21 protein-coding genes are annotated in these 21,112 nt (G+C 61.8%); 12 read left to right on the top strand and 9 right to left on the bottom strand.

What is annotated here, in order from left to right:
* The 6 genes from A9D13_RS04160 to A9D13_RS04135 all read left to right on the top strand — a co-directional run.
* A partial coding sequence (locus A9D13_RS04160; protein WP_244884880.1) for an electron transfer flavoprotein-ubiquinone oxidoreductase occupies positions 1–1,645 on the top strand: 1,645 nt, incomplete at its 5' end.
* Positions 1,646–1,711: 66 nt separating this feature from the next.
* The gene (locus A9D13_RS04155; RefSeq protein WP_066770563.1) at positions 1,712–2,824 is read left to right on the top strand and encodes an alkene reductase; all 1,113 of its coding nucleotides are present in this window, start codon (positions 1,712–1,714) and stop codon (positions 2,822–2,824) included.
* Between the two features lie 78 nt (positions 2,825–2,902).
* Positions 2,903–3,649: an electron transfer flavoprotein subunit beta/FixA family protein gene (locus tag A9D13_RS04150; protein ID WP_066770562.1), complete on the top strand. Its 747-nt coding sequence runs from the start codon at positions 2,903–2,905 to the stop codon at positions 3,647–3,649.
* Between the two features lie 2 nt (positions 3,650–3,651).
* On the top strand, positions 3,652–4,581 hold the full coding sequence (locus A9D13_RS04145; protein WP_066770572.1) for an electron transfer flavoprotein subunit alpha/FixB family protein: 930 nt from the start codon (positions 3,652–3,654) through the stop codon (positions 4,579–4,581).
* Between the two features lie 13 nt (positions 4,582–4,594).
* Positions 4,595–4,909, top strand: coding sequence for a 2Fe-2S iron-sulfur cluster-binding protein (locus tag A9D13_RS04140; RefSeq protein WP_066770559.1), 315 nt, complete (start codon positions 4,595–4,597; stop codon positions 4,907–4,909).
* A 7-nt stretch (positions 4,910–4,916) separates the two neighbouring features.
* Complete coding sequence (locus tag A9D13_RS04135) at positions 4,917–6,044, top strand: epoxide hydrolase family protein (RefSeq protein ID WP_066770557.1); 1,128 nt, start codon at positions 4,917–4,919, stop codon at positions 6,042–6,044.
* On the opposite strand, the gene A9D13_RS04130 is transcribed toward A9D13_RS04135, so the two are convergent.
* Entirely contained in the window at positions 6,041–6,997 is a 957-nt protein-coding gene (locus tag A9D13_RS04130) for an AraC family transcriptional regulator (protein WP_066770554.1), read from the bottom strand. The genes A9D13_RS04135 and A9D13_RS04130 overlap by 4 nt on opposite strands.
* Positions 6,998–7,157: 160 nt before the next feature.
* On the opposite strand from A9D13_RS04130, the gene A9D13_RS04125 reads away from it, so the two are divergent.
* Together A9D13_RS04125 and A9D13_RS04120 are read left to right on the top strand one after the other, a co-directional pair.
* Entirely contained in the window at positions 7,158–7,541 is a 384-nt protein-coding gene (locus tag A9D13_RS04125; RefSeq protein ID WP_066770550.1) for a nuclear transport factor 2 family protein, read from the top strand.
* The gene (locus A9D13_RS04120) at positions 7,541–8,413 is read left to right on the top strand and encodes a metal-dependent hydrolase (protein WP_066770547.1); all 873 of its coding nucleotides are present in this window, start codon (positions 7,541–7,543) and stop codon (positions 8,411–8,413) included. Before A9D13_RS04125 ends, A9D13_RS04120 begins: the two co-directional genes overlap by 1 nt.
* On the opposite strand, the gene A9D13_RS04115 is transcribed toward A9D13_RS04120, so the two are convergent.
* From A9D13_RS04115 to A9D13_RS04095, 5 genes are read right to left on the bottom strand one after another with little or no spacing between them, the layout of a single operon-like run.
* Complete coding sequence (locus A9D13_RS04115; protein WP_156521918.1) at positions 8,410–9,714, bottom strand: hypothetical protein; 1,305 nt, start codon at positions 9,712–9,714, stop codon at positions 8,410–8,412. The genes A9D13_RS04120 and A9D13_RS04115 overlap by 4 nt on opposite strands.
* On the bottom strand, positions 9,711–10,952 hold the full coding sequence (locus tag A9D13_RS04110; RefSeq protein WP_082922092.1) for a cytochrome P450: 1,242 nt from the start codon (positions 10,950–10,952) through the stop codon (positions 9,711–9,713). The genes A9D13_RS04115 and A9D13_RS04110 overlap by 4 nt, the downstream gene beginning before the upstream one ends.
* On the bottom strand, positions 10,910–11,872 hold the full coding sequence (locus A9D13_RS04105; RefSeq protein ID WP_066770544.1) for an NAD-dependent epimerase/dehydratase family protein: 963 nt from the start codon (positions 11,870–11,872) through the stop codon (positions 10,910–10,912). The genes A9D13_RS04110 and A9D13_RS04105 overlap by 43 nt, the downstream gene beginning before the upstream one ends.
* Before the next feature lie 24 nt (positions 11,873–11,896).
* Positions 11,897–12,826, bottom strand: coding sequence for a 3,5-dioxohexanoate:acetyl-CoA acetone transferase (gene kce, locus A9D13_RS04100; RefSeq protein ID WP_066770543.1), 930 nt, complete (start codon positions 12,824–12,826; stop codon positions 11,897–11,899).
* Positions 12,827–12,856: 30 nt separating this feature from the next.
* Entirely contained in the window at positions 12,857–13,984 is a 1,128-nt protein-coding gene (locus A9D13_RS04095) for an NADH:flavin oxidoreductase (RefSeq protein ID WP_066770542.1), read from the bottom strand.
* Positions 13,985–14,175: 191 nt separating this feature from the next.
* Here A9D13_RS04095 and A9D13_RS04090 point away from each other — a divergent pair, with 191 nt between their 5' ends.
* Complete coding sequence (locus A9D13_RS04090; protein ID WP_066770539.1) at positions 14,176–14,967, top strand: tyrosine-protein phosphatase; 792 nt, start codon at positions 14,176–14,178, stop codon at positions 14,965–14,967.
* Positions 14,968–14,981: 14 nt separating this feature from the next.
* Positions 14,982–15,758, top strand: coding sequence for an enoyl-CoA hydratase-related protein (locus A9D13_RS04085; RefSeq protein WP_066770536.1), 777 nt, complete (start codon positions 14,982–14,984; stop codon positions 15,756–15,758).
* Between the two features lie 4 nt (positions 15,759–15,762).
* Here A9D13_RS04085 and A9D13_RS04080 read toward each other — a convergent pair whose 3' ends face one another.
* Positions 15,763–16,599 (bottom strand): SDR family NAD(P)-dependent oxidoreductase, encoded by an 837-nt coding sequence (locus tag A9D13_RS04080; protein ID WP_172808094.1) that lies wholly within the window; start codon positions 16,597–16,599, stop codon positions 15,763–15,765.
* 150 nt (positions 16,600–16,749) lie between these two features.
* Here A9D13_RS04080 and A9D13_RS04075 point away from each other — a divergent pair, with 150 nt between their 5' ends.
* Both A9D13_RS04075 and A9D13_RS04070 read left to right on the top strand, forming a co-directional pair.
* Entirely contained in the window at positions 16,750–18,033 is a 1,284-nt protein-coding gene (locus A9D13_RS04075) for a DUF1214 domain-containing protein (RefSeq protein WP_066770530.1), read from the top strand.
* 20 nt (positions 18,034–18,053) lie between these two features.
* Entirely contained in the window at positions 18,054–19,319 is a 1,266-nt protein-coding gene (locus A9D13_RS04070) for a sulfotransferase family protein (RefSeq protein WP_066770528.1), read from the top strand.
* A gap of 26 nt (positions 19,320–19,345) precedes the next feature.
* Here A9D13_RS04070 and A9D13_RS04065 read toward each other — a convergent pair whose 3' ends face one another.
* Together A9D13_RS04065 and A9D13_RS04060 are read right to left on the bottom strand one after the other, a co-directional pair.
* Complete coding sequence (locus A9D13_RS04065; protein ID WP_066770526.1) at positions 19,346–19,609, bottom strand: hypothetical protein; 264 nt, start codon at positions 19,607–19,609, stop codon at positions 19,346–19,348.
* Positions 19,597–21,112 (bottom strand): Tn3 family transposase (locus tag A9D13_RS04060; protein ID WP_156521916.1); only part of this gene is annotated, 1,516 nt, incomplete at its 5' end. The genes A9D13_RS04065 and A9D13_RS04060, both read right to left, overlap by 13 nt.

Genomic DNA, 21,112 nt, shown 5'->3' with positions numbered 1-21,112 from the left:
ACGCGAATCCATGCCTTATGATGTCGTCATCGTCGGTGGCGGCGTTGCGGGATTGGGCGCCGCGATCCGGTTGAAGCAGGTGAATGCGGATCTTGAGGTCTGCGTGCTTGAGAAGGGTTCGGAGATCGGCGCGCATATCCTGTCGGGCGCGGTGGTCGATCCCAAGGCGCTGGACGAACTGCTGCCCGACTGGCGCGATGACGATTGCCCGATGGCCGAGACCCCGGTGACGGATAACTGGCACTGGACGCTGTCGGCCAAGGGCAAGTTCGCGATGCCGCATCTGGCGATGCCGCCCTTCATGTCGAACGATGGCAATTACACCGGTTCGCTGGGCAGCCTGTGCCGCTGGCTCGCGGAAAAGGCCGAGGGGTTGGGCGTGGAAATCTTCCCCGGCTTCCCGGCGGCCGAGGTGCTTTATAACGATGACGGTTCGGTCAAGGGCGTGGCGACCGGCGACATGGGCGTGGCCGCCGATGGCAGCCACAAGGCCGATTACCAGCCCGGCATGGAACTGCACGGCAAATACACGCTGTTTGCCGAAGGCGCGCGCGGGTCGCTGACCAAGCAGCTGAAGGCGAAGTTCGACCTTGAGGCGAATTGCGAACCGCAGGTCTATGGCCTTGGCATGAAGGAATTGTGGGACATCGATCCCGCCAAGCACGTGCCGGGCCGCGTTCTCCACACACAGGGCTGGCCGCTTAGCGAAAACGATGCGTGGGGCGGCGGCTTCCTCTATCACCAGGCCAACGGGCAGGTGGCCTTGGGCTTCGTGGTCGCGCTGGATTACGCCAACCCGTATCTGTTCCCGTTCGAGGAATTCCAGCGCTGGAAGCAGCATCCTGAAATCCGCTCGATCCTCGAAGGCGGGAAGCGCGTTTCCTATGGCGCGCGCGTCATTAACGAAGGCGGCTGGCAATCGGTGCCGAAACTCACCTTCCCCGGCGGCGCGCTGATCGGATGCAGCGCGGGCTTCGTCAATGTGCCCCGCATCAAGGGCAGCCATACCGCGATGAAATCGGGCATGCTCGCGGCCGAAGCCGTGGCCGAGGCCATCGGCGCCCAGCGCGCGGGCGACGAGGTCGTCGATTACGAGACGACATTGCGTTCGAGCTGGATCGCGGATGAACTGAAGAAAGTGAAGAACGCCGAACCCGCCGTCGCCAAGTTCGGCGGCGCGCTGGGCACGGTGATCGCGGGCGCGGACATGTGGATGCGCACGCTGAAGATCGGCCTGCCGATCACCATGAAGCACCACCGCGACTGCGATCAGACGATGCGCGCCGATCTGTTCAAGCCGATCCAGTATCCCAAGCCCGATGGCGTGATCAGCTTCGACCGTCTTTCCAGCGTGTTCCTGTCGAACACCAATCATGAGGAAGATCAGCCCTGCCACCTTCAGCTCAAGGACCCGGATGTTCCGCTGAAGATCAACCTGCCGGTCTATGCCGGGCCTGCGGCGCGTTACTGCCCGGCGGGGGTGTATGAATATACCGGTCTCGACGAAGAGGGCGCAGAGCCCAAATTCGTGATCAACGCGCAGAACTGCGTCCACTGCAAGACCTGCGACATCAAGGACCCAACCCAGAACATCAACTGGGTCACCCCCGAAGGCGGCGGCGGGCCGAACTATCCCAATATGTGAGGGGGCCGCAGATCATGACGGCCGAGCGGCCATCAATGCATCAAAAGGAAAGAAGCCGAGAGGAACATGACTGACATCTCCCCCCTGTTCGAACCTGTAAGGATCGGTGCTCAGGAAATCCGCAATCGCATCGTGATGGCGCCGCTCACCCGCAGCCGCGCGACCGAAGCGAATGTACCGACCGCAATGATGGCCGATTATTACGCGCAGCGCGCCGATGCCGGCCTTATCATATCAGAGGCAACCGCCGTCGATCCGCTTGGCATGGGCTGGTACCGGGTACCAGGCATATGGTCGGACGAAATGATCGCCGGATGGCGAGGCGTAATCGAAGCGGTCCACGCCAAGGGTGGGCGCATGTTCCTGCAGTTGTGGCACATGGGCCGACTTGTCCTGCCCGATTATATCGGGGGACAGCTACCCATGGCCCCCTCACCCATTGCTGCCGAGGGTGAAACCTTCGCGCCGCGACCCGAAGGCGACGACGGGCTGTTCCTGCCGATGAAACCCTATGTCATTCCGCGTGAAATGAACCAGTCAGATATAGACAGCGTCGTGACCGCCTTCGGTCGCGGTGCTGCGAACGCGGTCAAGGCCGGCTTCGACGGGGTCGAAGTGCACGGCGCCAACGGCTATATTATCGATCAATTCCTGCAGTCCAAGACCAACCGCCGTACCGATGCCTATGGTGGCAGCGTTGAGAACCGTACCCGATTCCTGCGCGAAGTTCTCGATGCTGTGAGCGAACAGATCGCGCCCGATCGCATCGGCCTGCGGATCAGCCCGACGAGCGAACGCAAAGGTATGGGGGACGAGGATCCGACAGCTCTGGCACGCGCTATCGGGGCACTTTGCCGTGACTATGGCCTCGCCTATATCCACCTGATCGAACCGATTGCCTCGGGCTTTATGGAACGGCCGGATAAGCCGGTACTCAATGATCTTGCGGCGGCTTTTGGCGGGACCGTCATTCAAAACGGCAGCTTCGATGCCGAAACAGCTGCGATGGCGATAGCAGGTGGCCAGGCCGCCGCCATCTCTTTTGGCAGGCCCTATATCGCCAATCCAGATCTGGTCTCGCGATTCCGCGAAGGTGCGCCGCTCGCACAACCCGATTTCGACTACGCTTATGTCGGGGATCGTAAAGGCTACACCGACTATCCAACAGCATCGGACTGACGCCGCGCTGATTGCGACTGGGCAACGGCGGAATCATACGATACTGGTAATCTAGCGAACGATATTTGGGAGACTGTGATGAAAGCCCTGGTCCCGGTAAAACGGGTGATCGACTATAACGTGAAGCCTCGCGTGAAGGCGGATGGCTCTGGTGTCGACCTGTCGAACGTGAAGATGAGCATGAACCCGTTTGACGAGATCGCGGTCGAGCAAGCGATCCGGCTGAAGGAAGCGGGCAAGATCGACGAGATCGTGGCGGTGAGCATCGGCCCTGCCAAGGCGCAGGAAACTTTGCGCACGGCGCTGGCGATGGGCGCGGATAGCGCGGTGCTGGTGGAAACGGACGAAACGGTCGAGCCGCTGGCGGTGGCCAAGATCCTCAAGGCTGTGGCGGCAGAGGTCGAACCCGGCCTCATCATCCTCGGCAAGCAGGCGATTGACGATGACAGCAACCAGACCGGCCAGATGCTGGCCGCGCTGATGGACCTGCCCCAGGGCACGTTCGCATCGAAGGTCGAGGTCGAAGGCGATCACGTCAGCGTGACGCGCGAAGTCGATGGCGGGCTCGAGACGGTGAAGCTGTCTGTGCCTGCGATCATCACAACCGATCTGCGCCTGAACGAGCCGCGTTACGCGAGCCTTCCCAACATCATGAAGGCTAAGAAGAAGCCTCTCGGGACCAAGACCCCGGCTGACTACGGCGTGGATATCGCGCCGCGCCTGAAGACGCTGACCGTCGCCGAACCGCCGGTCCGGCAGGCGGGCGTGAAGGTCGCCGATGTCGACGAGCTGGTCGCCAAGCTTAAAGCGATGGGAGTCGCATGATCATGAAAACGCTTGTTTATGTCGATCACGACAATGCCAATCTGGGTGATGCGACCCTCGCCACCGTCACCGCTGCCTCGAAGCTGGGCGAAGTGCACCTGCTGGTCGCGGGCGCGGGCTGCGCTGCTGTAGGCGAAGCGGCTGCCAAGATCGCGGGCGTGGGCAAGGTCCATGTCGCCGATGACGCGGCGTACGAACACCAGCTGGCCGAGAATGTCGCGCCGCTGATCGCAGGGCTGATGGATGCGCACGACGCCGTGCTGTTCCCCGCCACCACCACCGGCAAGAATATCGCCCCGCGCGTCGCCGCACTGCTCGATGTCATGCAGATCAGTGATATTCTCTCGGTCGAGGGCGAGAAGACTTTCACGCGCCCGATCTATGCGGGCAATGCGATTGCGACGGTGGAATCGACCGATGCCAAATTGGTCATCACCGTGCGCGGCACCGCCTTCGACAAGGCGGAAGCCAGCGGTGGCAGCGCGGAGATCGAAGCCGTCGCCTCCACCGGCGATGCGGGCAAGTCCAGCTTCGTCGGCGCGGAAATCGCCAAGTCCGAACGCCCCGAACTGACGAGCGCGAAGATCATCGTCTCGGGCGGCCGCGCGCTGAAAGATGCCGAAACCTTCGAGGCGACGATCATGCCGCTCGCGGACAAGTTCGGCGCGGGAGTGGGGGCTTCGCGCGCCGCAGTCGATGCTGGCTATGTGCCCAACGACTATCAGGTCGGGCAGACGGGCAAGATCGTCGCGCCCGAAGTGTACATCGCCATCGGCATCTCCGGCGCGATCCAGCACCTGGCCGGCATGAAGGATTCCAAGACCATCATCGCCATCAACAAGGACGAAGACGCACCCATCTTCCAGGTCGCCGACATCGGGCTCGTCGCCGATTTGTATCAAGCGGTGCCGGAACTGATGGAGAAGTTGTGAAGGAGAGCATGTCATGAAACTCACCATCATCGGACGCGACGAGACCGAAAAGACGGTCGAGGCTGAAACCGGCACCAGCGTCATGGAGGCGATCCGTGACAATGGCTTTGACGAATTGCTGGCGCTTTGCGGAGGCTGCTGTTCCTGCGCGACCTGCCACGTCTATGTCGACGAAGATTTCGCCGACCGCCTGCCCGAAATGTCAGAGGATGAGAACGACCTCCTCGATAGCTCGGATCATCGGCAGGCGAATTCGCGATTGTCATGCCAGCTTCCTGTGAACGGGGAGCTTGAAGGACTTCGCGTCACCATCGCTCCCGAAGATTGATCGCGCCATGATCGAAGCTGCACCGATCGCGATCGCACAGGCCGACCTCGACGACCTGAAACACAGGCTTGGCCGGGTGCGGCTGCCCGAACCGGCGACCGTACCCGGCTGGGATCAGGGCGTCCCGCACGACCGCATGCGGGCGCTGATCGAAAGCTGGCGAAGCGATTACGACTGGCGCAGCTGCGAAGCGGCGATCAATGCGATGGCGCCGCACCGGACCCTGATCGACGGGCTGGATATCCATTTCCTGCATATCAGGTCGCCGCATGACGATGCGCTACCGATCCTGCTGACGCATGGCTGGCCCGGCTCCGTGCTAGAGTTCGCAAAAGTCGTGGCTCCGCTGACCGATCCCACCGAACATGGCGGATTGGCGGCGGATGCATTTCATGTCGTGATCCCATCCCTCCCCGGCTATGGTTTTTCGGGGAAGCCGGCCAACACCGGCTGGGGCGTTGAGCGCATTGCCCGCGCCTGGGCAGAATTGATGCGCCGCCTCCGCTATGCCCGCTATGTCGCGCAAGGGGGTGACTGGGGTTCCTCGGTCACGGTGCAGATGGGGGTGCAGGCGCCCCAAGGTCTGGCGGGCATCCATCTCAACATGCTCTCGGCAAGACCCGACAAGCTGGACGAGGTACTGGACAACGACGAGGCCGTCGCGATCGAGGCATTGGCGCATTTCGCCAATGTCGAATCCGCCTATGCCCGGTTGCAGGCGACCCGCCCGCAGACCATCGGCTATGCGCTGGCGGATTCGCCGTCGGGTCAGGCGGCGTGGATCTATGAGAAGTTCCAACGCTGGAGCGATTGCGACGGCGATCCCGAAACGGTCCTGTCGCGCAATGAAATGCTCGACATTATAACCATGTACTGGCTTACGAATTCGGCTGCGTCGTCGGCCCGGCTCTATCTGGAAAGCATGGGCAGTTTTCGACCGATGCGGGTCGAATTGCCGGTGGGGATGAGCATATTCCCAAAAGAAATCATCAAGACCCCGCGCAAATGGGCGGACAAGGTGTTTCCGAATACCATCCATTGGAATGAATTGCCCAAAGGCGGTCATTTCGCCGCGTTTGAACAGCCGGAATTGTTCGCAAACGAAATGCGTAGCTGCTTCTCCCTTTTACGTTAGTTCCGTGCGCGAATCCATGCGCCGATCGACACGCCCGTCCAACCGCGAAAGGCCCTGCGCAGGCTATTTTCATGGATAAAGCCAACTGCATGAGCGATCTGCTTGGTGCATAGCGCCCCCTCATCCAGCAGAGCCATGGCATAACGGCGCCGGTAATCGTCGAGAATTTCCGAATAGCTCGTCCCCTCCCCCTGCAACCGCAGAACAAGGCTGCGTTTCGACATGCCCAACCACCGCGCCGCATCGCCCTGCGAAGGAACGCGCGAATGGCCAAGCAGGAGATAATTCATCAACGATTGCCCCAGCGCGCCGCACCGCGCTGCTACTCCGTCTGCCGGCTTAACATGGGCCAGTTGGTCAAGCAGGAGAGAGAACGTCTCGTCATCGCGGCCGGTCGTGGCGCGATTCAACACAGAGGATGGCCCCGCGATCCTGTTGCGCCCGCATCCGAACCGCAGCGAAGCTTGCAATGCATCTGGAACGGTCAGGCAGGGCGGCGCGTCATGCTCGATCTCGGCGATGAAATCGGCATAGCTGTCGCCGGTGACATCGTGGCAAAAGGCAAAAAAGGTCGCGGTCAGCTCCTCAACACAGAACCGCCGGGCCGCAGCGCTCAAAATCCGGTCCGCGTACAGCGTGGTAATCCATTCGCCCGCTTCGTCGTCGACCTGCGCGCTGACCCTGACCAATTCCCCGGCTGCTTCGGCATGCGACAACCAGACGTGGAGCACCTCACGCAAAGTGCTGCATGACAGCACGACATGGCCCAGCAGGCCCAGTTCGATGACGCGGCGAGCCGAACCGAATTGCAATGCGAATCCGCGCGGCGCACGGCGGGCGATCCTGTCCAGCAGGCGCGCATATTCGGCATCTCCGATCGGGCCGTCACCAATGGCCAGATACGACGGCGAGCCCAAAGCCTGCGCATAGGCGTGCAATTTGCGTCTGCGCATCGCGCCTTTCCTGTCGCCCATTGCCCCTCTCGCCGCTCTCTCTCTGTTCTTTGCGTAATAGGTTCACATCCTTGCGCAATCCGATCACCCGTTCAACTGGATTCGTCTCCCCTCCCGCCGCACAATGCCGCATCGCCAAAGGCAGAAATGGGAGAGATAAATGGGCAAACCGACCGCACGCGAAACCGTCGAAGCGTTCTTCAAGGATTGGGAAACCGGCTTTGTCGGGGCGTTCGAAAAATGGATGGCCGAAGATGCCGTCTGGCAGAACACGGGCATGCCCGATTGCGTCGGCTATGACGCGGTCATGTCGCATTTGCGGAAATATAATGAAGTGAGCCAGATGCCCTATGGCCGGGTCGAGATGATCAATATCATGTCCGAAGGCGACACCGTGCTGACCGAGCGGATCGATCATCTTTGGGGTGACGGGCCGGAAACACATGCGGCCAAGATCATGGGCGCGCTGCAAGTGCGCGACGGCAAGATCACCCGCTATTCCGACTATCTCGACATCAGCCAGTTCGAGCCGGAGAAATACTGATGATTTCCACGCAAACCGGCCTGCATGTACGCAAGCCTGCGCTCGACGTGCAGGCAACGCCGCTGGTCTGGTCGCGGATTCCCGAATTCTCGATATATTCCAACGGATCGTCGATCTGCATCCCGTTTTACGAGCATTATCTGAACAATGTCGCCAAATCGGTGCGCGACGAATGCCGCACCGCGAATCCCGCGCTGGCTGACCGGCTGGACGATTTCATCCGGCAGGAGGCGACCCATGCCCGCTATCACGCTGAGTTCAACCGGCGCTTTCTGGATGACGGCAATCCGGCGCTGGACCGGATCGTGAAAGAGCTGGTCGCGGACTTGCAAAAGATGCGCAAGGAGCGTTCGCTCGCCTATAACATGGCCTTTTGCGCGGGGTTTGAAAACACGGCGACCTATTCGGCGCTTTACCTGTTTCAGCATTGCGACGATCTGTTCGAAGGGGCCGATCCCAATGGCGCGAACCTGTTCCTGTGGCATGTCGCCGAAGAGTTCGAGCACCGGTCGGTCTGCCACGATGCTTTCATGGCGATTTCAGGCCGTTACCTGACCCGCATCGCCGCGCTGGTGCATTCGTTCAGGCATATCGGCAGCTATTTCGACAGGGCCGCCGATGTGATCCTGAAGCAATATCAGGCCGGCTTGACCGAGCCCGAGCGCAGGGAGTCGCAACGCCAGCATCGCGCGCTGATGCGACGGCAGCAGCGGTTTATACTGCCGCGCCTGGGCACATTGCTGAACCCGCGGTTCGATCCGGCGCGCTTTACCGTGCCGCCCAAGATCGAACATGCGCTAAAACATTTTTCCGGTCCCGCGCCGGTGACCCGCCATTTTAACGAGACATGGGCAGCGCAAGGAGCCGCTTAAATCGCATCGACGATGGCACCGATGTCCTTGCGCCGCCATTCGGACAGGAACAACCGCATCAGCTGCAATTGCGCGCGCGGGATAAACAGGGCGCGCAGGCGCGGATCGTCGCGCCCCTTCAGCGTCTCGAAATCCGGGATCTCAGCCTCTATCAGCGCGGGCGCATCGAGCATCCATGCCGACCCCAGCACCGCGATGGCCAGCGATATGTCGCGATCGAAACGCGCCGGATCGAGTGCAGGCCCGCCGCCGCGCGCATATTCGCTCAACAGCAAATCCTGCAGCGCAGCGTCGTGGCGTGCGATGAAATCGGTCTCTGCCGCGCAATACATGCCGTAATAGCCCTGCGCCAGATTACCCTGCCCCACGCCGCCCCAGTCGAGCTGACCCGATTGCATTTCGCCGGTCGCGTCGCGCCAGAACCAGGCGTTGTCGGGGTTCATGTTCCAGTGGATCAATGCGATCGCATCATCATGTGCATAGATCGCATGCCAGATGGCGCGCTCTTTGCGCAGCACCATGCGTGCGCCCCGGGCGAAACTGTCGAGAAAGGCGGGATCGGACAGACCGTCGGGCAGCAGTTGCGGCGCGCGGGCCGCGAATCGGTGCAGGCGGTCCAGCTTCGCGTCCAGCTCCTCGGACCCGAATGGAATGACCTTTAGAAGAGCCTCGTTCGTTCGGTCGAAGGGGAAAGTCTCGGTCACCTCGCCGCCGAAACGGCCTGCACGATGGAAGCCTGCAAGTTTTGCCATGGCACGCGTCTGCGCCTCATAAACCGGAAGCAGCTCGCCATATTCATGATCGACCGCCTTCTCCATCACAGGCAGCACGCCATTCTCGCCATAGGGCACCCTCCCTGTGATCAGGAGGCCCGTCAGATATTCGGCGCTATAACCGGCGAACATGCATTCGGGCACGATCAGCGGAAAATCGGACCGCCGCGACAGCAGGGCAAAGCGTACCTCGGGATCCATCACCGGAGAGAACAGCGCCTGCAATGGATCGCCCATTTCACGCGTGAATTTGGCGAAGAGGCGGGTGGGCCGGTCGGTCGGCTGCGCATATTCGACGTCGATCACGATCTTTCGCCCCATGCCGCCGCCAAAAAATTCCTCCCAGCGAGTGATGCGCTCGACCCGGTTCTCGGGCTCCAGCGTGCCGATGGCATGGAACAGGCGGGTCAACTCTGGCGCGCCGCCCGATTGCAGCATATCATAGCCGACCGGAAATGCGGTCCCGGTGTGGTCGCAGGTCACTTCAGTCATGGCGGCAGGGCCCATATCGGCGCAGGTCGATTTCATCGGATATCCCATTCCAGCGGCAGATAGCGCATCGCATTGGCGCGCCCGGAAAACACGCGAGAGGTTTTTCCCGCAGCGATGCGGAATTCCGGTATCCGGGCGAGCCATTCGCGCAGGAAGACACGGATCTCCGTGCGAGCGAGAAACGCGCCGATGCATTGGTGCGGCCCGTTTCCGAATACGATGCTGCGCTTGTTCGGACGGTCGAAATCGACCTCTAGCGGGTTGTTGTACTCGCGGTCGTCGACTGCTGCCATGCTGGTCGGGGTCAGGATCATGTCGCCCGCCTTCATCGCCACGCCATGATATTCGGTGTCTGCGACAACCTCGCGCGCGATATTGGCGATCTGGTGGCGGCGCATCAGCTCTTCGGTGGCGGAATGAATGCGGTCGGGCTCGCTGGCCAGCAGGCGGCGGTGTTCGTCGTGCCCGGCCAGATGCTGGGTGATGAAACCGATCATGCCCGCCACCGTGTCCAGACCGCCCGCCAGCAGCAGCGCGCCCATCAACCGCGCCTCCTCGTCCGTGAGCAGGCGCCCACCGTCAATCGTGCCGGTTACGATCGCACTCAGCATGTCGTCGCCGGGATTGCGGCGGCGCTCTTCCAGCTTGACGTCGAGATATTCGAAGGCCGCAGCAAATCCCTCGGCCTGCTGCTCCTCGTCGCCGCGCACCATCTTTTCGGCAATCTCCAGCAGATGGAGCCGGTCGCCGGCAGGAAGATCCACCAGCTTGAGGAAAATGCCGATCGGCATGACAAGCGCGAATTCGGAAATGAACTCGCAGTGGCCCCGCTCGCGGAACCCTTCGATCAGCTCTATGCATAACGCTTTTGCATCGCTCTCCATGCCGACCATCGCCTTGGGCGTGAACCATGGCGCGATCAGTCGGCGGAATTCGCCGTGGAGCGGCGGATCGACCTCGATCGGCGGGAGCGAAAAGGGCTTGCCTGCGACGGGTACGGTCTGATGCCGCGATGAAAAGCGCGTGTAATCGGCCAGCACTTCGGCGATCGCCGCATGGCGGGTCAGCACCCAGTGACCGCCATTATGCGGGGTGTAGAAGATTTCCGGCCCGTCATGCAGATGCGACCACCAGTGCCACAATTCCTCCCCCTCGACCTCTCGCAGGTAATCGAAATCGCGTACCAGCGTCGGCGGCACATGCGCGGGGATCGGTAATTCACCCATCGGCTTTACTGCTGCCCGGCCATGCTGGCTGGCGGTTTGCGCACCCATGCGGGCGTTGCGCGCCCCTTTGCCGCGCGATAGGCGGGGTTGCGGCAATCATCCAGGATGTCGAGCCGATCCTCGCGCGGGGTCCAGCCCAGTTCCTCCCGCGCTCGGGGGGACCGCTGGCGGCTGCAGGATGGCAGCACCACTTTGCCCCACATCGGGTCCCACAGCTCGCAGGCTTCATCGACCGTGATGCTGCGCGTCGGCACGCCCAATTCGTCGGCGATGGCGCGGGCCATCACGCCATAGGACACCTCTCCGGTCACCGAGAAATAGAGCGCGCCGGGCACGCCCTTTTCGATGGCGAGGCGGTAAAGTACGGCAAGATCCTCGACATGGACGTTGGAATAGACGTTGAGGCCGGGGCCGATATGGCAGACAGCACCTGTGGCCTTGGCCGAGTAGTAAAAATCCTCGATGATCTTGCACCCGCCATTACCCCATATGAGCGATGGGCGCAGCACGATGGCGCGAATGCCATCCTTTGCCGCATCGCGCACCAGCTGTTCGTTGATCAGGCGCGGCGCGATCTGGCGGCGCGGGGTGAAGGGTTCGTCCTCGGCATAATTGCGCTCGTCCCAATGGCCGTCCGTCGGGATCGACATCACGCTGGTTCCACTGGTGAAGATGAAGGCGCGGTCCGTGCCCTGCAATTCGTCCAGGATGATACGGCATACGTCATATTCGTCTTCGAACATCAACTGTGCCGCCAGCACGACGGCATCCTGTCCTTCGATCATGGCGGGAATGGAAGCGCGGTCGGACAGGTCGCCGACGATGATCCTCGCACCCAGGTCGCGCACGCCTTCGGCCGCCTCTTCGGATCGGACGAAGCCGGTCACTTCATAACCATGTGCGACCAGCTCTATCAGGACATGTTTGCCGACGAAGCCGTTTGCGCCGAAGACGATTGCCGTTGGCATGTTCACTCTCCCCAAAAGCCGTGTTCAAAAGGCGACCTTGTCCCCGCCCTTCAGCGAAAGGATCTCGCGCGCCTCTTCGGGGGTGGCGATCTCGCCGCCCAGCCCCTCGATGATCTGGCGAACCTTGGTCACCTGCTGCGCATTCGTTTCGGCCAGCTGGCCCTTGCCGATCCACAGGCTGTCCTCCAGCCCCACGCGCACATGTCCGCCCATGCTGGCGGCCATTGCTGCCACCTTCATCTGGTTCGCGCCCGCCGCCAGCACCGACCAGCGGTAATTGTCACCGAAAAGCCGGTCGGCGGTGCGCTTCATATGCATGACATCGTCAGGATGCGCGCCAATGCCGCCCAAAAGTCCGAAACAGGTCTGGATGAACAACGGTCCCTTCACCAACCCCTCCTGCCAGAAATAATGGAGGTTATAGAGATGGCTGGTATCGTAGCATTCGAACTCGTATCGGGTGCCGGTCTTGTCCAGCGTCTCCAATGCGTAACGGATATCCTTGAAGCTGTTGCGAAAGACGAGGTCGTGGCTTGCTTCCAGCATTTCGGGTTCCCACGCGTGCTTGAACTCCTTGTAGCGTTTCAGCATGGGAAACAGGCCGAAATTCATCGATCCGATGTTGAGGCTCGCGACCTCGGGCTGCCACACTTCGGCGGGCTTCACCCGGTATTCGACCGGCATATAGGGCGATGCGCCGGTCGTGATGTTCACCACCACATCGCTGCTCTGCTTGATCACTTTCAGAAACGGGTCGAAATCCTCGGGGGTGTGGACGGGCTTGCCCGTTTCGGGATCGCGCGCGTGCAGATGCACGATGGCGGCGCCCGCCTCGGCCGCGCCCAATGCGCTTTCGGCGATTTCCTGCGGGGTAACCGGCAGATATGGCGACATCGACGGGGTGTGGATCGAACCCGTGATCGCGCAGCTGATGATGGTCTTGTTCTTTGCCATTGTCCGTAAATTCCCGTTTGGCCGCCCCGCTCAGTCGAGCGTGATCAGCGATTCCTTGTTGTAGGGTACGGCGTCTTGCAGACGGTCCTGGCGCAGCTTTTGCGGCCATTCGGCATCGGCAATCAGCGCGCGTCCCACCGCGATCAGGTCGAATTCGTCCGCTTCCATGCGCTGCACCAGCGCCTCGACGTCGGTGACTTCGGCGCTTTGGCCATCGACCAGCGCGTCAAGCAGGTCGGTAGACAATCCGACAGAGCCGACAGAGATCGCAGGCTTGCCGGTCAGCCTTTGCGCCCAGCCGGCGAGATTGAGGTCACTGCCGGCGAATGCCGGTTCCCAAAAACGCCGCTGGGATGCGTGGAAGATGTCGACACCCGCTTCGCAAAGCGCCTGCAAGAGCGTACCCAGTTCTTCGGGCGTATTGGCCAGCCGGGCCTCATAATCCTGCAGCTTCCATTGCGAAAAACGGAAAATGATGGGGAAATCCTCCCCCGCCTCGCGGCGGCAGGCACGCACCACCTCCACACCGAAACGTGCGCGCTGCCCCAGCGTGCGGCCACCCCATTCGTCGCTGCGGTGATTGGTTTCGTGCCAGAAGAACTGGTCGATCGCATAGCCATGCGCGCCATGCAGTTCGAGCGCGTCGAACCCCAGTTCGCGGGCGGTGCGCGCTGCCTTGCCATAGGCCGCGACCGCTGACTCTATGTCCGATGGGTCGGATGGCTCGGCGACCTTGTCACCCGCGCGGATAAAACCCGATGGCGTGAGCGGCGGCACGTCGCGCTCGAACTGGCTGGAGTAAAGATTCTCGACATCGGATTTCTGCGACAGGCCGACGTGCCATAATTGCGGAGCGATCTTGCCCCCCTCGGCATGGACGGCCTCAACCACCGCACGCCAGCCCGCGAGGGCATCGTCGCCATAAAAGCGCGGGACATTCACCTCGTTCGAAGCGGCGGGATGTTCGATCCAGGTCCCCTCGGTCACGATCAGCCCCACGCCTGCTGCCGCGCGCCGCGCGTAATAGGTGGCGACATCCTCGCCCGACACGCCGCCAATCGCTTTCGCCCGCGTCATCGGCGCCATGACGATACGATTGGGAAGCGTCAGCTTTGGCGATTCGAACGATCGAAATACGGTGTCTGGCCGCGTCGTCATCTATCTCTCCCGGTCGCCCGCACCATGCGCGACGAACCATGTGGCGCATCATGCCAGGGCGTGACGCGACAGGCCTTGTTGCCTCTTGTCGCGCAAAGCCGTAACATAGCGTATCATCTCCCGCAAGCGATGTGAGCGCCGCCTGCCGGGCCTTCACAAATGGATCGTATTCAGGGATACGGATTATCGACATGACCACGCCGACAACCTCCGCATCGCGCGATTCCCGCTTCGTCCCCCTTGCGGGCACGCATAACTTCCGCCGTGTCGAAGGCTGGCAAACACCGCAGGGTGCGCGGCTTCGCAGCGGCGCCTTGTTGCGATCATCCGGGCTGGAGGAACTGACGCGCGGCGATACAGACAGGCTGGACGCTTTGGGAATCGCGCGTGTCATCGATTTGCGCAGCACCGGCGAATGCGCCGCCGATCCCAGCAACTGGCATGGCGCGCCGCCCCCCACATGGCGCGGCGCGACCTGTGCCGCTGCCGCCAATCTCGCCACGCTTATCAAGGGTCCGCCGCTTACGCTCGACCAGCTGGAAGGCGAGCTGATGGGTGTTTACGCCGCCTTCCCCATCGATCTCGCCTCCGCGCTACGAGCCGCATTCGACGCCCTGGAACGCGATGACGGCGCATTGCTGGTACACTGCGCTGCGGGCAAGGACCGGACAGGTTTCGTCATCGCCATGATCTTGCGCGCACTGGGCATTCGCGAAGAAGATGTCGTCGCCGATTACCTGATGACCAATGAAAGCTTTGCCGATGCCTGCATCCGCTTTCAAAAACGCGCCCTTCTCGCCGGGATGGAGGCGCGTACGCCCGGAGCGGTCCGCCTGATGCTAAGCGCCAGCACCTCGTTTCTGGACAGGGCCGACCGGGCCATCATTGCCGGATGGGGCGGCATGGATGCATATCTTGAAGAAGTGGCCGGTCTGGGCCGAGATCGCAGGGATGCAATCCGGGCGCGGCTGATCGAAGCATAGGGCAGACAAGCAGTATGGACGATCTGCAGTTTTCCCGCGTAGCCATAGACGGCGCAATCGCGCTCGTCACCATATACCGGCCCGCGCGGATGAACGCGCTGCATCCCGCCGCCCATCAAGAACTGCAACGGGTTTTCGACGGTCTTGTTGGCAATGCCGGACTGCGCTGCATCGTGCTTACCGGCGAAGGGAGCGCGTTTTGCGCGGGCTATGACCTTAAGGACAATCTGGAAACAGGCGTCATGGAACTGGCTGCTGATGGCTTTGCCGGACTGACCTTGCGCCACCATTTCCCGCTGCCCATTGTCGCGGCGGTCAACGGCATTTGCATGGGCGGCGGATTTGAACTCGCGCTTGCATGCGACCTCATCATTGCTGCCGATAACGCGGTATTCGCCCTGCCCGAACCAAAGGTAGGCTGGTCGCCGCTGGGCGGAGGGCTGCAACGATTGCCGCGCGCGATTGGCGAAAAGCGCGCGGCCTCAATCCTGCTGACGGGCCGCAATGTCAGCGCCCAAGAGGGCGAGTCGCTCGGCTTTGTGAACGAGGTGGTCACACCCGACATGCTGCAAAAGCGCGCGATGGACTGGGCGCGCCAGATCGCGGCCTGCGCACCGATCGCGATCCGCTGCAACCGGATCGTCGCGGGTGAAGCGCTTAACCTGCCGCTATCGAAATCGCTTTTGCCCGACCGGTTCGCCGAAGCGGAGGAGGTAATGGCAAGCGAGGATGCTGTGGAAGGGAAGCGGGCCTTTGTCGAAAAGCGCCCGCCCCTTTGGCGGAACCGCTAACCGGTTAGTTCGCGAATATCTGCGCGAACATGACGTCGACTTCCTCGTCGCCCATCGCTTCTGCCGCGCCGATCAGCTGTTTTGCATCCTCGCCCACGATATAGCGCGGCTTGGGCGCGTCACCGGTCAGGGCAGTGACGACCGCTTCCGCCACCGCTTCGGGTTCCGATGCGTCGCCGGTGTGGCTCTGGCTCGCAGCCGTCTGGAAACCGCGATAGAGCGCGCCGTAGAGCGCGTCTTCCTCGGCCGTCAGCCGCTCCATCGCGGCCGCATTGTCGCGCAGCTGGTTAGCGACCATCGGGGTCTTGATCCCGCCCGGCAGCACCAGCGAAACCGCAACCCCCTGCCCCTGCACTTCGCGCCGCATGGCGTCGGCCAGACCCTCCAGCCCGAATTTCGAGGCGCTATAGGCGCCGACGAAAGGCATCGATGCCTTACCCGACATCGACGACACCATGGCAAGCCGCCCCCCGCTCTTGCGCAAGGCAGGCAGCGCAGCCTGAAAAATGGCAAGATCGGAAAGCACATTGATCTCGAAGGTGCGACGCGCCACCGACAGCGGTGTCGTTTCCAGCGGGCCAAGCGGCGCAATGGCCCCGCAAACGCCGATCCCGTCGAGCTGTTCCAGCGTGGCGATCCGCTGTTTTAATGCCGTGTGCACGCCGTCTGCATCGGACAGGTCGAGCCGCAATGTCTCTACCGCCGGATCGGCATCCTTTACCGCGCGCTCTTCTTCTTCGTTCAGAACGGTCGCGATCACCGCATGGCCCGCTGCCCGCAGCATGGCGACCACACAGCGTCCCACACCGCCCGCACCTGCGACGACAATATATTGACTCACGATCCTCTCTCCTATTGATATACTAGCGTACGATTCCAGTGTGCGTATATTTGCGATCAAACGCAATCGCTGTTCGCAGCGATCGGGACGGGCCTGAAAAAGAGGCCGATCGACCGGGCCGCACGAACGGTCCGGCAATGGGAGAATGGAATGGCTGGCGAAGATCCGACGTCGCCCGTGCTGCAGCGCGCGTGGCGCGAATTTCACGAGGCGCAGACCGAGGTTCTGTCATGGATGACCGAATCGGAACGCTTTGCGCGCTTTCCCCAATGCCGCGCACGCGCCTATCACGTGATGATGGAAGCATTGGCCATGGCGTATAATTTCGCCGTCGCACCGCGCCGCCTGCACCCTCGGATCTTCGTGAATACGGTGTGGCAGACCGACATGTACACGCTGGGCCAGAACGGGCCCGATTTCTATTACGGCGTCTGCTTTCTGGATGGCAGCCAGGAATATCGCATCACCGGCAATTTCAACGATTCGGTGCTGATACTGGGGCAGGTCATCGCGCAGCTTTCGGGACATCCCGAATCCGATGTGGTCGGCAATTACGATTTCGCCGATTTCGATATCGCGCCCGACGGGTCGTATGAAATCGCCGTCAGCGCGGGCGAACAGGCAGGCAACTGGATGAAGCTTTCGCCCGACAGCGGCTATAACTTCCTGCTGTTCCGCCGCGCGACAGGCGACTGGAACCAGACCCCTGCCAGCCTGGAGATCGAGCGGGTTTCCCCCCTGCCCGACAATTATTACGACGATGACGAATTCGACGAAGCGACCATGGCCGAACGGATCGAGCGCGCAACGGCATTCATGAAATATTGCATCCGCGACTTCACCATGAACCTTTACGAATGGTATCGCGGAAATGCGACGGCCGATGACGATGGCGGCGAAACGCGCACGCGCGTCGGCGGCAGCAATGCCAGCAACGCGGGGTTTAACCGGCTCTGCTTCCTGCCCGGCACCATTACCAGCACGGTGGGCAGTCCCACGTCGAACTATGCCATGGCCGTGTTCGATCTGGCAGAGGACGAGGCGCTGATCCTCGAACTCGATCAGCTTCCCGACGGCGTCTACTGGTCGTTCCAGCTGGGCGATGTGTGGTCACGGTCGCTGAATTACATGTATCACAACAGCTCTATCAGCATGCATCATGCGGCGGTCGATACCGATGGCGCGCTGCGGATCGTCGTTGCCCATCGCGATCCGGGCATCCGGAACTGGCTCGATACGACGGGCCGGTTTCAGGGGACGGTCGTGTTCCGCAATTACCGCGCCAGCGGTGCGCCGGTGCCGCGCACGCGCAAGGTGAAATTCGCCGAGATTGCCGATCACCTGCCGCCCGATGTGGCGCGCATCGACGCCGAACAGCGGCGTCAGGACATCGCCGCGCGCCATCGCGGCGTGCTGAAACTTCACGGGGAATAATTCCGGAAGGGAGAGATAAGATGCCGAATGCAGCAGCAAAAGCTCAGGGCCGCCAGTCGCAATGGGCCCCTCCGCCTCGCCCCGAATGGGTCGAACGGCTCAATAGGCTGACGGGGGCGCTCGATCTGGGCGGGCTGGTCCCGCTCGCCCCGGAGGAAATGATCGCGACCGCCATGGCGAATACCGGCCTTGCCGATTTCGGCAGCGACGACTGGCGCGAACCATATCAGGCGCTGATCCACAGCCTGAATAACGAGGCGAATCTGAACACGACGGGCCGCATGCTGGCGCGTGCCGACATATTGCGCCTGCTGGAAGGGCGGCTGCGGGTCGAAAAAGCCTATCGCGACCATCCCGAGATCGAGGACGAGATCATCGACCGTCCTGTCTTCATCGTGGGTCAGGGCCGCACCGGCACGTCAATCCTGCAAAAGCTGCTGGGCCTGGATCCCGAAAACCGGACCCTGATGACATGGGAAGCGATGTTTCCCGCCGGAGAGGACAGCATCGCCGCACGCATTGCGAAGGCCGATGCGCATTTTGCCCTGTGGTGCGGCGTCGCGCCGCAGCTTGAACGCATTCACGACTGGGGCGGCGACGAACCGATCGAGACGATCCTTGCCGAATCCATGAGCTTTCAATGCCCCGCATGGCTGAACCTGATCGGACTGACCCCCGGCTATAACACCATCATTACCGACGATCACCGCCGCCGTTCTCTAGCTTATGCGAAGCGGGTGATGAAGCTGAGCCAGTGGCAACGCCCGGGCGGGCGCTGGGTGGTGAAATCGCCCGATGCATCCGCCTATCTGCCGCTGGTGGTCGAAGTGTTCGACGGCGTGCGACTGATCTGGCCGCATCGCGACCCGATCCGCGCCATGTCCTCTGCCGTCAATATGATCGGCAATTTCATCTGGGCCCGCAGCGACGTGCTGCCGCCCTCGGGCGTGTTCGATTTCATGACCGACCCGCAATCGAGCGCCGCGCGGCTGAGCAAGCCGATTGCCGAGATCGAAGGCGGCATCGTGCCGCGCGGGCAATTGGCCAATATCCGCTATGACGAATTGATGAGCGATCCGCTGGGTGCGCTGGAAAGCACCTATGCCCAGATCGGGATCAGCCTTGGCGATGAAGGTCGCAAGGCGATCCATGACCATTTTGCACAAAACCCGCAATCGCAGCGCAAGCCACATCGGTACGATGTCGGTGACCGCGAACGCATCGCGCGCGAACGGCCCTTTTTCGCCGAGTATCAGGATTATTTCAGCGTGCCGAGCGAGCTTTGACGCTGTTGGCCGCGCCGCGACCCGGGTTAGCGGCGCGGCCCTTTGCCGGTAAAGGCCGGATCGATCAGCGTCGCCTCGTCGGTCAGCTGCTGTGCGATATATTCGCGGATGCTGGCATGCAGCGTTTGTGTTGATTCGTCGCTGTCATCGTCCATCAGCTGGCGTTGCACATCGACCAGCTCGGTACGAAGCGCCAGCGCTGCCATGCCCAGCTGCTCCAGATTGGGTCGTGCGGCTGAGCGGAACAGGAAAGTGTCGTAAGGGGCATTATTTCCTTTCAAAAGTCCCATTCGGAATTAGGTTGGCGTAGCGGTCTGAGGCCGCCGTTTGCGACGGCGTCAGGCACGGAGAAGTCGTAGCGGCCGAGGAAATTGATGTGACGCCAAGATATCGGCGAGAGCCGAGCGATATCGGCGGGCAGCGGCGGCGTCCCGGCCTCGCTGAGTTGGCGCACGGTTTCCTGCATGTAGACAGCGTTCCAGTGGACGATGGAGTTGAGGGCCAGACCGAGGACCCCAAGCTGCTCCTCTTGGCCCTGACGCAGAGGGCTTCTGATTTCGCCCCGATCGCCGTGATGGACGCGCCGACCGAGCTTGTGGCGCAATTCCTGCCGGTTGAGCTGAAACAATATTCGTCGCCGGAACGGCCGGTCATCGATGTATCGCAGGATATGCAGCGTCTTGATGATGCGGCCGAGTTCAGACAGGGCCTTGGCCAGCGTTGTTGGGCGGTCTTTGACCTGCAGCATTCGCATGACGCCTGCGGCCTTGAGGTGGCCGAGCTTGAGCGATCCGGCCAAGCGGATAAGGTCGGACCAGTTTTCCCGGATCAGATTGATTTTAACCCTGCCCCAGGCGGTCTGATCGAACGGCCCATAGCTCGCCTGGCGGTCGATACGCCAGAGTTTGGCGTCGCCGATGTCCGCCAGACGGGGGCTGAACCGGTAGCCCAAGAGCCAGAACAGACCGAAAATGGCGTCGGAATAGGCGGCGGTGTCGGTCATGATCTCCAGAGGATCGAGCTCGGTTTCCTGCTCCAGCAGGAGAGCCAGGACGACCAGGCTGTCGCGCAACGTGCCGGGGATGACCGCTCCGGTCAGACCGCTGAACTGATTGGAAATCATGTTGTACCAAGTGACGCCGCGCTCCTGGCCGTAATATTTGGGGTTGGGCCCGGCGTGTATGGCGCTCGACGGAGCGACAAAACGCATGCCGTCGGCGCTGGCCACCTCGCCTGCGCCCCAATGTTGGACGATATCCAGACGACTGTGAGCGGAAACGATCGCGGCGTTGGCCGCGGCGATGGTCTCGGGCCGAATGAAATTCTGACCGACCCAAGAAAGACGGTCGCGACGCAGAGCCGCAAATTCCGGGCGCACGATCGGCTCAAGACCGATGTTGCAGGCGCCGCCGACCAGGGTCGCGCACAGGCTTATCTCGAAGTGCTCGACGGTGGCCTGACGCTCGCTCAGATGCGTAAAGGACTTGGCAAATCCGGTTCGCGCCATGACTTCAAGAAAGATGTCGGGCATTCCGGCCTTCGGCATGCGCGTTTGGACGGCGGCGCGAAGTGCTCGAAGGCTCTCGGGTTCATCAAGCTTGTCGAGGGGCGTGACCACAATCCCCATCTTGTCGGCGACCGTCTCAAAACGCAGGTCCGGATTGTCGCCGGCGCGCGCAACGACATGTCGATATGCCTCGTCGAGAAGGCGGGAGAGACCGTCAATCTCAATGTCGGCTTCCAGAGATCGGCCCAGGGCGCGTGCTACCATCAACCTGGAATTGTGCCAGGAC

Origin of the sequence: Croceicoccus mobilis (assembly GCF_001661965.1) — a bacterium.
Classification (GTDB): Bacteria; Pseudomonadota; Alphaproteobacteria; order Sphingomonadales; family Sphingomonadaceae; genus Croceicoccus; species Croceicoccus mobilis.
This window is presented reverse-complemented; position numbering and strand designations above follow the sequence as displayed.

Coding starts and splice junctions, on each gene's coding strand:
- A9D13_RS04065 (WP_066770526.1), bottom strand. CDS start 19,609: ATGGGACTTTTGAAAGGAAATAATGCCCCTTACGACACTTTCCTGTTC.
- A9D13_RS04150 (WP_066770562.1), top strand. CDS start 2,903: ATGAAAGCCCTGGTCCCGGTAAAACGGGTGATCGACTATAACGTGAAG.
- A9D13_RS04105 (WP_066770544.1), bottom strand. CDS start 11,872: ATGCCAACGGCAATCGTCTTCGGCGCAAACGGCTTCGTCGGCAAACAT.
- A9D13_RS04145 (WP_066770572.1), top strand. CDS start 3,652: ATGAAAACGCTTGTTTATGTCGATCACGACAATGCCAATCTGGGTGAT.
- A9D13_RS04155 (WP_066770563.1), top strand. CDS start 1,712: ATGACTGACATCTCCCCCCTGTTCGAACCTGTAAGGATCGGTGCTCAG.
- kce (WP_066770543.1), bottom strand. CDS start 12,826: ATGGCAAAGAACAAGACCATCATCAGCTGCGCGATCACGGGTTCGATC.
- A9D13_RS04130 (WP_066770554.1), bottom strand. CDS start 6,997: ATGCGCAGACGCAAATTGCACGCCTATGCGCAGGCTTTGGGCTCGCCG.
- A9D13_RS04095 (WP_066770542.1), bottom strand. CDS start 13,984: ATGACGACGCGGCCAGACACCGTATTTCGATCGTTCGAATCGCCAAAG.
- A9D13_RS04140 (WP_066770559.1), top strand. CDS start 4,595: ATGAAACTCACCATCATCGGACGCGACGAGACCGAAAAGACGGTCGAG.
- A9D13_RS04135 (WP_066770557.1), top strand. CDS start 4,917: ATGATCGAAGCTGCACCGATCGCGATCGCACAGGCCGACCTCGACGAC.
- A9D13_RS04125 (WP_066770550.1), top strand. CDS start 7,158: ATGGGCAAACCGACCGCACGCGAAACCGTCGAAGCGTTCTTCAAGGAT.
- A9D13_RS04110 (WP_082922092.1), bottom strand. CDS start 10,952: ATGGGTGCGCAAACCGCCAGCCAGCATGGCCGGGCAGCAGTAAAGCCG.
- A9D13_RS04075 (WP_066770530.1), top strand. CDS start 16,750: ATGGCTGGCGAAGATCCGACGTCGCCCGTGCTGCAGCGCGCGTGGCGC.
- A9D13_RS04070 (WP_066770528.1), top strand. CDS start 18,054: ATGCCGAATGCAGCAGCAAAAGCTCAGGGCCGCCAGTCGCAATGGGCC.
- A9D13_RS04115 (WP_156521918.1), bottom strand. CDS start 9,714: ATGAAATCGACCTGCGCCGATATGGGCCCTGCCGCCATGACTGAAGTG.
- A9D13_RS04090 (WP_066770539.1), top strand. CDS start 14,176: ATGACCACGCCGACAACCTCCGCATCGCGCGATTCCCGCTTCGTCCCC.
- A9D13_RS04120 (WP_066770547.1), top strand. CDS start 7,541: ATGATTTCCACGCAAACCGGCCTGCATGTACGCAAGCCTGCGCTCGAC.
- A9D13_RS04085 (WP_066770536.1), top strand. CDS start 14,982: ATGGACGATCTGCAGTTTTCCCGCGTAGCCATAGACGGCGCAATCGCG.